Raw genomic sequence first — 12,723 nt, forward strand, 5'->3', positions numbered from 1 at the left:
CAAGCAGATAGAACACAAATTTGGTCAAAACAAAGCGCCGCGACCACGATGTGGTCACGGCGCTCATTGCCTCCAGTATTACCTGGATGTCGGCCCGCAGTCACCCGGGCCACATAGCTGACCTTAGCGGACCACAGTCACCGCGCGGCGGTTCTGGCTCCAGCACGAAATATCGTTACAGATGGCGACCGGACGCTCCTTGCCGAACGATTGGCTCTGGATGCGATTGGCGCCGACACCACGCGAAACGAGATAATTCACCACAACGGAAGCACGACGGGCACCCAGCGCAATATTGTACTCGCGCGTGCCGCGTTCGTCGGCATGGCCTTCGATCATGATCTGGTAGTTCTGGTAGCGGTTCAGCCATTGCGCCTGCTTGTCGAGCGTCGCCTGGGCTTCCGAAGTCAATGACGACGAGTCGGTTTCAAAAAACACCCGATCGCCGACGCTGACCAGAAATTCCTGCTGGCTGCCGGGCGCACCCGCGCCCGCTGCATTGCCGACACCTGTCGGCATGGTGTCTGGGGTCCGCGAACACGCCGCCACTGCGACGACGAGTGTGGCCAGTGCCAGATAGCGCACGGCCTTGGCGATGGAAGCAAAGGTCTGCATCCGGAGAAGCTCCTAAAGGGCAAAATCGTTAGGTTCGAATTTACCCTGCTTAGTGTTAAGGGCGCGTGAGCGCGTTTGGTTAATCGAGTGCTAGTGCGGCGCGAATGTGGCGCAAAGGCTGAGTTTTTCTCGGCGTTGCGCAAAGTCCACACAGCTGCTCCCACGCGCCTTAGGGTTAAGAGCGCAGCGCCGACCAGGACGGATCAGAGGCATAGCTGTCCGTCGGTATCCGCAAAAGATTGCGGCCCCAGATATCGATCGAGTGCAGACCCGGACCTTCATTGCCGCCTGGGTCCTGAAAGAACATGATGACACGACCGTTCGGAGCCCAGGTTGGCCCTTCTGCGTGAAAGCTCGTCGTCAGCAGACGCTCGTTCGACCCGTCCGGCGCCATTGTGCCGATCGAGAACTGGCCACCAGATTGCTTGGTGAAAGCGATGAGATCACCCGTTGGCGACCACACAGGCGTTGAGTAGCTGCCACTGCCGAAACTGATGCGCTGAGGCTCGCCGCCACCGGCACCCATCATGTAGATCTGCGGAGAGCCACCGCGATCGGATTCAAAGATCAACCGGCTTCCATCGGGAGAGTAGCAGGGGCTGGTATCGATCGCCCCGCCTGAAGTCAGCTGAACTGGCTGGCCAGATCCGATATCGAGCGAATAGATGTTTGTGGCGCCGCCCTGTTCGACCGAAAACGCCAGCCGCTGGCCGCTTGGCGCAAACCGCGGAGCGAACGTCATCTGCCCGAAATTGCCGACTTGCTGCTGCTGGCCGCTCGCGAGATGCAGGACATAGACCTGCGGATTGCCAGTGTCGTAGTTCATGTAGGCGACGTAGTCATTGTTGGGCGAGAACCGCGGCGTCACAGCAAGCGAATTGCCTTGCGTGAGATACTGCACGTTGGCTCCGTCCTGATCCATGATCGCAAGCCGCTTGACGCGGTTCGCCTTCGGGCCTGTTTCGGCGACGTAAACAACCCGGGTATCGAAATAGCCTGTGCCGCCTGCAAGCGACTGGTAGATCGCATCGGAAACAATATGGCCGATCCGGCGCCAGTTCTGTGCGTCGGTGGCAAGCTGCTGGCCGACTACCTGCGCCTGTTGGCGCGTGTCCCAGACGCGGACCGAGGCCTGGATCTGCGCCCCGCGCTCCACCTGCCCCATAACCACGCCGTCGACATTGACGGCGCGCCACGAGGGAAAGTCTGGCTGCGCATTCACGTCGCCAACCTGCTGCGGCAGGCTTGCGACATCGAGCGGCAGGAACAGGCCGGAACGCCTCAGATTGTTGCGCACGATCTCCGCCACGTCGCGTCCGAACTGCGGGTCCGAAGAGGCGAAATCCGGAATTGCGATCGGCAAGGGCTGAAAATTGGCGCCCTCGACGACGATCTCGAGCTGTGCGAGTGCGGGACCGGCAGCCAGCAATGCGCCGCCTGCAAGCCCCAGCTTCAGCGCCGCGCGCCGATTCAGAAGTGTCATCGTATCGTCTCCATCTCGGTGTCGCTCAAGCGACTGAATTTCTATGGCCTCAGCGTAACGTCGAGTTCCTGCCACTGGGCATATGAGGCCTCTGAAAGGCTGTAGGGGCCGCACTCCATCACGGCACTGACCGCAGCGCGGGCAATGGACTGGCCGGAGGCGGATTGGTCGGCCTCGATCACCATCGGCTGGCCAGCAACCGTTCCATCCCTGTTCATGCTGACCAGCAGCCTGACGCTGAGGCCGGAATTAATCTCGCTCGGCAACAGGTCCCAGCAGGTTCTGATCTTGGCGATCAGCCCGTCAATCTCGGAACGACTTAGCGTCGAGGCCGCACCGTCTGTATCTCCCAAAGTCGGCGAGCCACCGCTACCGGTCGTTGCACCCGTCGTATCATTGTTGTTGATCAACGCGGAAATATCATCTGCCGGGGCAACGTCCGAATCCTGGCGCGATTGCTCGGCGACCCGTTCGGCTTCTTCTGCCTCACGTGCTGCCGCTTCGCGCCGCTCACGCTCTTCTTCTTCGCGGCGACGTTGCTCTTCAGCCTCTGCCTGACGCTGACGCTCTGCCTCTTCCTGCTGGCGCGCATAATCTGCGCGGGCGCGATCGAGCGCTGCGGTGCGCGCTACTGGCTGTGGCGCGACCGGCTGCGGCTCTTCCGGCTCGGGCTCCGGTGTTGGCTCGGGCTCTGGCTCTGGCTCTGGCTCAGGCGCTGGTTCTGGTGCCGGTTCTGGCTCAGGCGCTGGTTCTGGCGCCGGTTCTGGAGCCGACTCGGGTTCCGGTTCGGGGGGAGGTTCCGGCCGCGGCGCAGGCTCTGGCGGTGCCGGCTCTGGTTCGGGCGCTGGCTCGGGCTCGGGCTCGGGCTCTGGCTGCGGTTCTGGCGCCGCCTCCGGCAGCGGCGCTTCGTTGGTCACTGGCACCGGGGTCGGGCTGTCCGCCTCCGAAGGCGTTGGCTGCGGCTCCTCGGTATTTCCAGCTGGCTGATCAGGCACGGCGGGCGCTTCGGACTCGACTGGCGAGGGCGCCTCCGTCTCGACCACTTCGCTGTCGAGCGACCCAACCCTTATGTTGGAGAACTCCTCGATCGGTACGATGTCGACAGCAATCGACTGGGTCACGGGGGTCTCAATGCTACGCGCCGGCAACAGGCCGAGCACCCCGATCGCCATCAGCGTCGCGTGCAAACCGACCGAGACTGTAAGACCCGTCTTCACCGTGCTTGTAGACCTTGTCCTACTGCGCTTCCTGCGCCGTGATCAGACCGATACGCGTATACCCTGCCCCGGACAGCAGCCCCATCACCCGCATCACCGCGCCGTAATTGGCGTTGGTGTCGCCGCGCACATAGATGCGCTCTTCTGGCCCGTTTTCCGCCCGCGCGTTGATCGTGCCGGCTAGACTCTCATAGGGAATTTGTTCGTCATCGATGAAGATCAGCCCATCAGGGCTGACCGTTACCGTGATCGGCTCGCTCTCGGTGTTCATCTCGCGAGCCTGCGTCTCAGGCAGGTCGATCGGCACCCCAACAGTCATCAGAGGCGCAGCGACCATGAAGATGATCAGCAGCACCAGCATAACGTCGACCATCGGTGTGACGTTGATCTCGCTCATCAGGGCACCGGAATGCCGTCCCCTGCGTCCTCGCCGTCGACCGCCTCCAGCCGCGCTGGGCCCACCCATCGCCATTAGCGGCCGCCCCGCGCCTCAAGCTGGCGCGAGAGGATCGTTGAGAACTCGTCCGCAAAACCTTCGAGGCGCGAGATCAGCTTGCCCGCGTCAGACGACAGCTTGTTGTAGGCGATAACCGCCGGAATGGCTGCGATCAGACCAATTGCGGTTGCAAACAGTGCTTCGGCGATCGGCCCGGCAACAACCGTCAAATTGGTGCTGGCTGCCTGAGCGATTCCTGTAAATGCGTTCATGATGCCCCATACCGTGCCAAAAAGGCCAATAAATGGTGCTGCAGAGCCAACTGTGGCGAGAAAGCTCAACCGCTTCTCAAGGTTTTCGCTCTCACGGGCAATTGCCACATCGAGCACTTTTTCGAGACGAGCCTGTACCCCGAGATAGCTGGCAGCATTCTGCTCGTGACTGCGCTTCCATTCCTTCATGGCCGCAACGAAAACGGCACTCAGCCCGGTCTGTGGCTGTTGGGATTGCTCCTGATAGAGCTCTTCAAGAGACTGGCCCGACCAGAACACCCGTTCGAAGCGGTTCATCGCGCTTTTCGTCCGGCGGTACTGGATTGTCTTGTCGACGATGATCGCCCAGCACCAGATCGAGGCACCGAGCAGGCCGAGCATCACCGATTTCACGACCAGGTCTGCCGCCCAGAACAGCCCCCAGATCGAAAAATCCGTGTGGGCCGCAGCCGTACCCACGGCGTCCATCGCTTCCATGTCGTGATCCTTCTCGGTTCGGTCCCAATAACCGACCCCGCTGGGCACCGGATGGGGTCGAAATTTGTCAAATTTAAGAGAAATATACCGCTGTATCGCCAAGTGCCGAGGGTGCTGCAGGCCATTCGCACTATGGTCAACAACAGGTTAACTTTGCGTCAACTGCCCACTCACGCTGGGTTGATTGCTGAGCGAAGACTTTCCGGTAGTCGCGTGGCCGAGCCGGTATCGAGACGAATGACGACGATGCTCAGGCTTGCTCGTGTCAGGACATCGCCGTCGCGGGAAATGTTCTGATCGAGCAAGAGCCGCGCGCCGCGCATTTCACTGAGCCGCGTGCTCACGCTCAATAGGTCATCGATATGGGCCGGCTTGTGGAAGGTGATCTGCATATCCCGCACAGCAAAGGCGAGGCCTGTCTGAGCAAGTTCGGCGTGGCCTATTCCGAGCGCACGCAACCATTCCGTACGGGCCTGCTCAAGAAACTTGAGATAGGCAGCGTGATAGACATTGCCGGAAAAATCGGTGTCCTCGTAATAGATACGGACCGTGAACGTGTGCATTGCGCTCCGCAGATCAGCGCTGCAGCTGGCGCTGTATCACCTTGCCCAACTTGTCGAAGTCGTAGGGTTTCTCAAAGAACACGGCACCCTTTGGCAACTCGTCTGCATCCGGTCGGATCTTGCCCGAGCAGACGATGACGGGCAAGTCGGCAATCAGACCACTTGCATGACGGGCCAGATCAAGACCGTCAAGCGTTCCCGGCATATGGATATCGGTGACGATCAGGTCCACCTGCTGCCCATCGTCCATCAGTGCTTTCGCCTCATCTGCGGTACCGACTTCCAACGGTGCATTGCCTTGTTCTTCAACGAGCGATGCGAGGCACATGCTGATCAACGGCTCATCCTCGACGATTAAAATTCTAGCCGTTCTAGCCACTCGAAACTCCTTCTTGGGTCAGCAAGGCTCAATGGCCCGCCTACTGAAGCAGTTCCGCCAAGGAGAAAAAGTGATCGCTCAAGAAGAGATCAGCTTTCTGATCACACTGGCAACGTCTTCGGCTCTGAAAGGCTTTGAAAGCATTGCCATTCCCGAATCCAGGTATTCGGCGCGTCGCTCGGCACCATGTGCATAGCCGGTGACGAACAATACGGGCATGTCGGGTCGTTTCTCGCGAATACGCTCTGCGAGTTCCCGCCCGTTCATGCCTGGCAAGCCGACATCAGAGATCACCAGGTCAATTCGCCGATCCGAGTTGACGATCGGCAGAGCCGATTGGGCATCGCTCGCCTCAATGCTGTGATAGCCAAACTGGTCGAGGATCTCGAGCATGAGCATGCGCACAGCCGAGTCATCCTCGACAACCAGCACCACTTCTTCCTCCCGGGCGCGCTCGATATCTTCGGCAGCGATCATGCTGTCTGCCGGAGTTTCCTCTTCCGCCCGGCGCAAATAGAGTTCGATATTTGTGCCTTTGTCGAGCACCGAGCGAATCCGCACCTGCCCACCAATCTGGCGCACGAAGCCATAAACCATTGAAAGGCCGAGCCCGGTGCCCTGGCCAATCGGCTTGGTGGTGAAGAACGGATCGAAAGCTTTGGAAATCGTCTCTTCGGACATGCCTTCGCCAGTGTCCGACACCCGCACCAGAATATAGTCGCCCGGCTCGGCGCCTTCGATATCGCGGTTCGCGGTTTCGGCCGGCACATTGGCCGTTTCGATGCGCAGAACACCGCCATCGGGCATGGCGTCGCGCGCATTGATCGCGAGATTGAGGATAGCGCTTTCCAGCTGGTTGGGATCAGTATAGCCGAACCAACCATCGGGCTGCATCACCAGCTCCAACTTGATATTTTCGCCGAGCGTCCTGCGCAGCAGATCCTCCATCGACATGATGCTCTTGTTGGCGCTGACAGACTGAACATCAAGCGACTGCCGTCTCGAAAACGCCAGCAGCCGTTGCGTCAGAGAAGCCGCGCGATGAGCAGAACTTTGAGCGGCGCTGAGAAAACGTTCAACATCGTCATAGCGCTGATTGGCGATACGGCGCCGCAATACGTCCATCGCGCCCACAATGCCCGCGAGGAGGTTGTTGAAGTCGTGTGCGATTCCGCCGGTCAACTGACCGATCGCCTCCATTTTCTGCGCTTGGCGCAGCACGTCCTCCATCTGCTTCACACGCTCTTCCGCTTCACGCTCCTCGGTGCTGTCGCGGCCATTGGCGTAGATGACCCCCATCTCGTCGATAGTGGCACTCCAGGATATCCAGCGGCTGCTCCCATCCTGATGCGTCAGCCTGCACTCGAACTGGATGGGCAGTTGCGGGATCGCCTCTCGAAGAGCGCGTTCCATTTCATCGCGGTCGTCATCATGGGTGAAATCGATAAATCTCTTGCCGATGACCTGCTCCGGTCCGTGTCCCAGAATGCGTTGCCATGATGGCGCGATATCGCGCAGGCGCCCGTCGGCGCCGAGGACCAAGAGAAGGTCCTGTGAATTGCGCCACAGCAGATGGCGCTCCATTGCCTGCTGTTCGACACTAGCCTCTAGTGAGGCCGTGCGGTCGAGAAGCGCCAATTCTGCAGTCTTTTCGTCACTGATGTCGCGAACAACCCCGACAAGACGAACGCACTTGGACCCGCTGTAGATTCCACTCCCAATGCTCTCGATCCAGCGAATTTCATCATCTGCAAGAAGCACACGAAACTGTTCGTTGAAATCCGGATGCTCGGGCCCTCCGGTGGCACGCCGAACCGCCGCATCGACGCGCTCGCGGTCGTCCGGATGCAAGGATGACAGGAATAGCTCGTACGCGACCCTCGTCGTCTGCGGCACGCCGAAGAGCGCATGGCAGCGGGCGTCCCAAACCAGTCGATTGCGCAGCAGGTCGAAGTCCCAGCCGCCGAGGCGAGCTGCACGCAACGCGATGCGGCTACCAACTTCGCTTGCCCGCAGCGCTGACTCCATCGCCTCGCGCTGGCGACGCTCCTGTGCCTGGTACATCGCGCGGCTGACAGCGACGTGCAGCCGTCGAAGATTGCGTTTGGTGACATAATCGCTGGCGCCCTGCTGCAGGGCCTGAGTCGCGAATTCTTCACCAACAACCCCGGATACGAAGATGAACGGCAACTGGGGGTGCAAGGCGCGCGCGATTTCAAGCGCGCGCAGGCCATCAAAGCCGGGCAGTGAGTAATCTGCGAGGACCAGGTCCGGCTCGTCGCGAAGCGCCTTCTCGTAATCCTCGCGCGTGGTGACGCGCTCGAGCTCGAAGCCAAACGGGCCGCTTTGAAGATGAGATTCAATGAGGTCAGCGTCGATATCACTGTCCTCGAGCATGACGATTCTGTAGTGGACGCGCTCCGCCTCGCCAGCGGGTTCAGCGTGCATGATTACCTCGCGGCGGGGGCTCGTTCAGCACAGCCCAGAACATGCCAAGGTCCTGGATCGCCTCGAAGAACGCGTTGAAGTCGACCGGCTTGACGACGTAGGCGTTGACGCCCTGCTCGTAGCTCAAGAGGACGTCCCGCTCCTCGCGCGAGGCGGTCAGCATCACCACCGGAATCTGGCGCTGCATCGGATCCGACTTAATCTTTTCGAGAACCTCGAGGCCATCGACTTTCGGCAGCTTCAGATCAAGCAGCACTACAGCCGGATTCCCTGGGTCACGCCCTTCGTGCTCGTTTCGCGCATACAGGTAATCGAGCGCCTCTGCACCATCGCGTGCAACGACGATGTCGTTGGCGAGCTGGCACTTGGCAAGAGCCGCCATCGTCAGTTCCAGATCTCGCGGATTGTCTTCGACCAACAATATCGGACGCAGGTCTGCCAATTCTCAACGCTCCTTGTCGGTCAGCGGCAACAGGATGCTGAACACCGCGCCCTCATTCACCTTGCCACGGGCTTCCACCCTGCCACCATGCCGGTCGACGATACGCTTTACGAGCGCAAGGCCGATGCCCGTGCCCGGAAAGTCTTCAACACGGTGCAGCCGCTGGAACACCCCAAACAACTTCTCTACGTAGGTCATGTCGAAGCCGACACCGTTGTCGGCAATCTCGTAACGAACGGTGTTTCCTTCAACATCACCACTGATGCGAATAACCGCCGGATCGCGGTTCTGCGAGTACTTGAGAGCGTTGTCCACGAGGTTGTGAAGAGCCTGACGCAGCAGTGAACCATCGCCAAAGGCGCGAGGGAGATCGCCAACATCCCATCGGACATTGCGGCCATTAATGTCGGGCTCGAGTGAGCGCTGCACCTCGCTCACAAGCTTGTTCATGTCTACGCGGCTCTTTTCGACCCTGGCGCGACCAAGTTGCGAGAAACTCAGCAAATCATCGACCAAACGCCCGGCGGAAAGTGCGGCATCGGTGATGTTCTGCAAATAGTGCCGGGACTTCTCGTCAAGGTTCCGCTCACGCTCCATCAGCAGTTCAGCGAACCCGACGATATGACGGAATGGCGCCCGCAGATCGTGCGAGACCGAATACGAAAACGACTCCAGTTCCTTGTTCGAGCGCTCGAGCTCATTGCTGAGTTCAGCACGCTCTTCGGCACGCAGAAGAATGAAATTGAGCAGCGCATTGCGAAAGTCATCTGCGCTCTCGGTTTCGGCATTTGTCCAGGGAACGGATGTGCCCGTCACCTCCTGCTTCCACTGCGCAAAAGACGTGCGCGGCGTGAGGGTCTTGGCGTCCATCGGCTTTCGCGGATCGCCGCCCCAGGTTACCGTACTGACGACCTCGGGACGAAACCACATTACGAACGACGGGTGCAGTTGCGAGATTGGAATAGCTAGGAGGCCGCTTGCGGTGTCGGTTACGTCTGCCCCCTCGGCCCAGTGGTCCCCCAGATGTTCGGTTGCGAACACACCATTGATCTCTTGCCCGCCTAGCCAGTCCGCAAGCCTGACCAGCGTATCGAGCGGCGGTACCGCACCAGCGGTGCGCACGCTTTTTTCGGTGACTACAGCGGCACCTGTGGCGCCGGTCAATGCCAGCCAAGGCCGACCGTTCTGAGCAAGAGCCTCGGGAATGTCGCGCGCTGCAGAAAGCCGGGCGACGAGTTCCGTTTCCTGACGCTTGAGCTCGATCCTGCGCGCGGCGTGTGCGCCACGTACGACAGAGCTGATGCGCAACGAGGCGAGTTTGGCGATGAAATTGCACGCCGCGCGCACCTGCGGCGAGACCCGCTTCGACTCCAGGCTATGGCACGAGATCAACCCCCAGAGCTGATCATCCACGATGATCGAGACTGACATCGAAGCGTATGTGCCCATATTGCGCATATATTGCAGGTGAATGGGAGAAACGCTTCTTAGTCCGGCAAAACTCAAATCGAGCGGCCGACCGTCAGTGGGATTGAGTACCGGATCCAGCGGAACTGGCTCGTAATTGGCGTCAGGTATGATGCGCAGCGGGTTAGTTCGATACAATTCGCGCGCCTGTGCCGGAATGTCCGAGGCAGGGAACCGCAGGTCCAAGTAAGATTCGAGGGCGCCACCAAGACTTTCGGCGATGACCGTTCCGTGCCAATCGCGATCGAAGCTGTAGACCATGACCCTGTCATAGCCGATGATGTCGCGGACCTCATCGGTGACGATCTGTGCCACTTCGCCGAGATCTTCGATCTGTCCGATCGCATCGGCCAAGCTCTGCAGTCTAGGGTAGATCTTATCCAGCGCCGCTGCTTCATCGTCTGGCGGACTCTCAAACTCGACAATCAGTCCCTGATCGCTACGATGCCCTGACACCTGAAAATTACGGTCGCGATACGAGATAGACTGCAGCAATGTCGACGTATCGCTATTGGCCCATTCGCCGACAACGTCCGGCAACTCGTCAAGCTTGGTAACCTCGCCGTCCAGAAATTCCGCTGCATTAGCACTGCGTTGAATTATACGGCCGCCGGGTCCGATAACCAGAAGCGCGCCATGCGGCTGAATTCCTCCGGGAACGCGAATGGGCTCCGCAGCGCAATTGTCGACAGTTACGCTCGCCGAACTCATGCTGCCACCCTCTGCCCGTCACCCAGCCAGCGATACATCAATTCAAAGCAGGAATTTGCGCCGGCAATTGCCTGCGTCTGCTCCGCACGCCCCGAAAGAGCGTTCAGGCGAACGGTAAAGTCTCGCCACATCGGCCCGGTCTCTTCCTGGTAGGGATCAAAATAGCTGGCTCTCGTAATGGGCCAATCCGCCTGCCGCTTCAATGCCTTGGTGATCACCTTGCCCCCGAGCGTAGAGCCTTCGAGGACGTACATAACACCGAACGCACTACCCCGCCCCTGGACCAGGTCTGCAGCCGCGCTGCACCTCGGCAGAGCGTTAAGGCTGGCATCGTCATGGCCGAGGTCGAGAAGGTCATTACGCAACAGCGCAGCCTTATGGCAACGCGCCGCAAGGTCGGCAGGCAGGTTGCGCCGGAGCTGGGATTCCAATGCGCCAACCATGCCGTGAAAGCGCTCGAGCATGCGCGTCGCAATCTCGACACTTGGCTGCGTGAGATCAAAGCCGACGACAGCTTCGAGACGCTCATGGGCTTCATGTGTCTCTGTTCGGAGCAGTTCAGATAGTCTTAGTTCAGAAACGTCAGGCGAGGGCATTCGGGGTCCGGGTAGCGTTTAAGCATTGGTGTAATCCTTTTGCCTCACTACCAGTTGCATTTGGCAGGGACTGCGGGCCAATCAGCTAAGATAATCCGCGATGACGTGTTTCGTCGAGGAGGCATCAAGACCTTCGATATCCGGCAGGGTATTCGCCAACCATTCCGGCAACAAACGCACCTTGTAAAGTGCGCCGGCCTCAAGTGGGACCCAGTCGAAGTATAGTTGATGGCCCTCATCCTCGCGTTCTAGCCAGGGACTGCGCCCGTCCGGACGCGCACTCTGAGGCAATCGGGCAGCATAAAAGATACCGAGTTCGTGAAAGGCTTCCCCGTCGCGGCGATAAAGGGTCTCAGAGGTCAGTATCAGCTCACCGATTGCTGCCTCATATCCGGTCTCTTCGCGTAATTCTCTTTCCAGCGCGAGGCTGCTTGTCTCGCCCAACTCCACCCGTCCGCCGGGCAGCATCGTGTAGTCGTCATCGTCCTCTCGCGAGACCAGAAGATGTCCCTCGACAATGATGATGGCGGCGACCCGATAGTTGAACCGCATGCCATCGAGCGGGAAGCTCAGCATCTGACGCGGGATCATTCATCCTCCGAAAAGAGACTGCTCTGCAGGCCGACGAAGCCCTGAGGTACCTGTCGGCCGAGATGCTGGAAAGCCAGCGCCGTCAGCAGGCGACCCCGCGGAGTGCGCTGGATAAAGCCCTGTTGCAACAGATAGGGCTCGACAATTTCCTCAATGGCGTCGCGAGGCTCTGACAGCGCTGCCGCTATGGTTTCGATACCGACCGGCCCGCCGCCATAAAAATCGACAATGGTATCGAGATATCGCCGATCGAGCTGGTCGAGGCCACGTGCATCGACATCGAGCCTCAGCAGCGCCTTGTCGGCAATGGCCCGATCGATCGTTGCAACGCCATCGACCTGAGCAAAGTCCGCCACCCGCCTGAGCAACCGTCCGGCGATACGCGGTGTGCCGCGAGAGCGCCTGGCCACCTCCATAGCGCCATCAGGACTCATCGCCATGCCCATCAGACGCGCACCGCGCTCGACGATCCTCACCAGTTCTTCGGGGGTATAAAAATTCAGCCGCACAGGTATGCCGAACCGGTCCCGCAGCGGCGTGGTTAAAAGACCAGCTCGGGTGGTAGCACCCACCAATGTGAACTTGGCGAGATCGATGCGGACGGAGCGGGCGGCGGGCCCCTCGCCAATGATCAGATCGAGCTGGAAATCCTCCATCGCCGGATAGAGAACCTCCTCGATCGCAGGATTCAGCCGATGGATTTCGTCGATGAACAGCACATCGCGGTCTTCGAGATTGGTCAGAAGCGCCGCAAGATCTCCGGCCTTGGCAATGACCGGACCGGACGTTGCCCGAAACCCCACGCCAAGCTCCTTGGCGATGATCTGCGCGAGGGTGGTCTTGCCGAGGCCAGGCGGGCCGACGAACAGCACGTGATCAAGCGCCGCCTGGCGCTGCCGAGCCGCCGAGATGAAGACTTCGAGGTTTGCTCGTGCCGCGGACTGGCCGATAAAATCGCCAAATCCCGAGGGTCGCAGCGACACATCAAGCGCATCGTCGCGGCCAGCTTCGGCAGAGGTCATGGAA

General features: G+C 59.9%; 13 protein-coding genes. All 13 read right to left on the reverse strand.

Annotated features, from left to right (window positions below; genetic code table 11):
• Nucleotides 1-123: 123 nt before the first annotated feature.
• Nucleotides 124-615: a peptidoglycan-associated lipoprotein Pal gene (gene pal, locus IE127_RS18650; protein ID WP_189427310.1), complete on the reverse strand. Its 492-nt coding sequence runs from the start codon at nucleotides 613-615 to the stop codon at nucleotides 124-126.
• 175 nt (nucleotides 616-790) lie between these two features.
• Nucleotides 791-2,098 carry a Tol-Pal system beta propeller repeat protein TolB gene (tolB, locus tag IE127_RS18655; protein WP_189427311.1) on the reverse strand — a complete coding sequence of 436 codons (1,308 nt, stop codon included), beginning with the start codon at nucleotides 2,096-2,098 and terminating at the stop codon, nucleotides 791-793.
• 41 nt (nucleotides 2,099-2,139) lie between these two features.
• The gene (gene tolA, locus IE127_RS18660) at nucleotides 2,140-3,315 is read right to left on the reverse strand and encodes a cell envelope integrity protein TolA (RefSeq protein WP_189427312.1); all 1,176 of its coding nucleotides are present in this window, start codon (nucleotides 3,313-3,315) and stop codon (nucleotides 2,140-2,142) included.
• Nucleotides 3,316-3,334: 19 nt separating this feature from the next.
• Complete coding sequence (tolR, locus tag IE127_RS18665) at nucleotides 3,335-3,787, reverse strand: protein TolR (RefSeq protein ID WP_189427313.1); 453 nt, start codon at nucleotides 3,785-3,787, stop codon at nucleotides 3,335-3,337.
• The gene (gene tolQ, locus IE127_RS18670) at nucleotides 3,787-4,491 is read right to left on the reverse strand and encodes a protein TolQ (RefSeq protein ID WP_189427372.1); all 705 of its coding nucleotides are present in this window, start codon (nucleotides 4,489-4,491) and stop codon (nucleotides 3,787-3,789) included. The genes tolR and tolQ overlap by 1 nt, the downstream gene beginning before the upstream one ends.
• A 179-nt stretch (nucleotides 4,492-4,670) precedes the next feature.
• Nucleotides 4,671-5,063 (reverse strand): tol-pal system-associated acyl-CoA thioesterase, encoded by a 393-nt coding sequence (gene ybgC, locus IE127_RS18675; RefSeq protein ID WP_189427314.1) that lies wholly within the window; start codon nucleotides 5,061-5,063, stop codon nucleotides 4,671-4,673.
• Nucleotides 5,064-5,076: 13 nt separating this feature from the next.
• Nucleotides 5,077-5,442, reverse strand: coding sequence for a response regulator (locus IE127_RS18680; protein ID WP_189427315.1), 366 nt, complete (start codon nucleotides 5,440-5,442; stop codon nucleotides 5,077-5,079).
• Between the two features lie 78 nt (nucleotides 5,443-5,520).
• A complete protein-coding gene (locus IE127_RS18685) occupies nucleotides 5,521-7,890 on the reverse strand; it encodes a PAS domain-containing hybrid sensor histidine kinase/response regulator (RefSeq protein ID WP_189427316.1) in 2,370 nt (789 codons plus the stop codon).
• Entirely contained in the window at nucleotides 7,880-8,332 is a 453-nt protein-coding gene (locus tag IE127_RS18690) for a response regulator (protein ID WP_189427317.1), read from the reverse strand. The genes IE127_RS18685 and IE127_RS18690 overlap by 11 nt, the downstream gene beginning before the upstream one ends.
• Nucleotides 8,333-8,335: 3 nt before the next feature.
• Nucleotides 8,336-10,510, reverse strand: coding sequence for an ATP-binding protein (locus tag IE127_RS18695; protein ID WP_189427318.1), 2,175 nt, complete (start codon nucleotides 10,508-10,510; stop codon nucleotides 8,336-8,338).
• Entirely contained in the window at nucleotides 10,507-11,106 is a 600-nt protein-coding gene (locus IE127_RS18700; protein ID WP_189427319.1) for a biliverdin-producing heme oxygenase, read from the reverse strand. The genes IE127_RS18695 and IE127_RS18700 overlap by 4 nt, the downstream gene beginning before the upstream one ends.
• An 81-nt stretch (nucleotides 11,107-11,187) precedes the next feature.
• Nucleotides 11,188-11,697, reverse strand: a complete 510-nt coding sequence (locus IE127_RS18705; protein WP_189427320.1) for an NUDIX hydrolase — start codon at nucleotides 11,695-11,697, stop codon at nucleotides 11,188-11,190.
• The gene (gene ruvB / locus IE127_RS18710; RefSeq protein WP_189427373.1) at nucleotides 11,694-12,719 is read right to left on the reverse strand and encodes a Holliday junction branch migration DNA helicase RuvB; all 1,026 of its coding nucleotides are present in this window, start codon (nucleotides 12,717-12,719) and stop codon (nucleotides 11,694-11,696) included. Before ruvB ends, IE127_RS18705 begins: the two co-directional genes overlap by 4 nt.
• Nucleotides 12,720-12,723: the final 4 nt, after the last annotated feature.

This window comes from Devosia pacifica (assembly GCF_014652635.1).
In the GTDB taxonomy this organism is placed as follows: domain Bacteria; phylum Pseudomonadota; class Alphaproteobacteria; order Rhizobiales; family Devosiaceae; genus Devosia; species Devosia pacifica.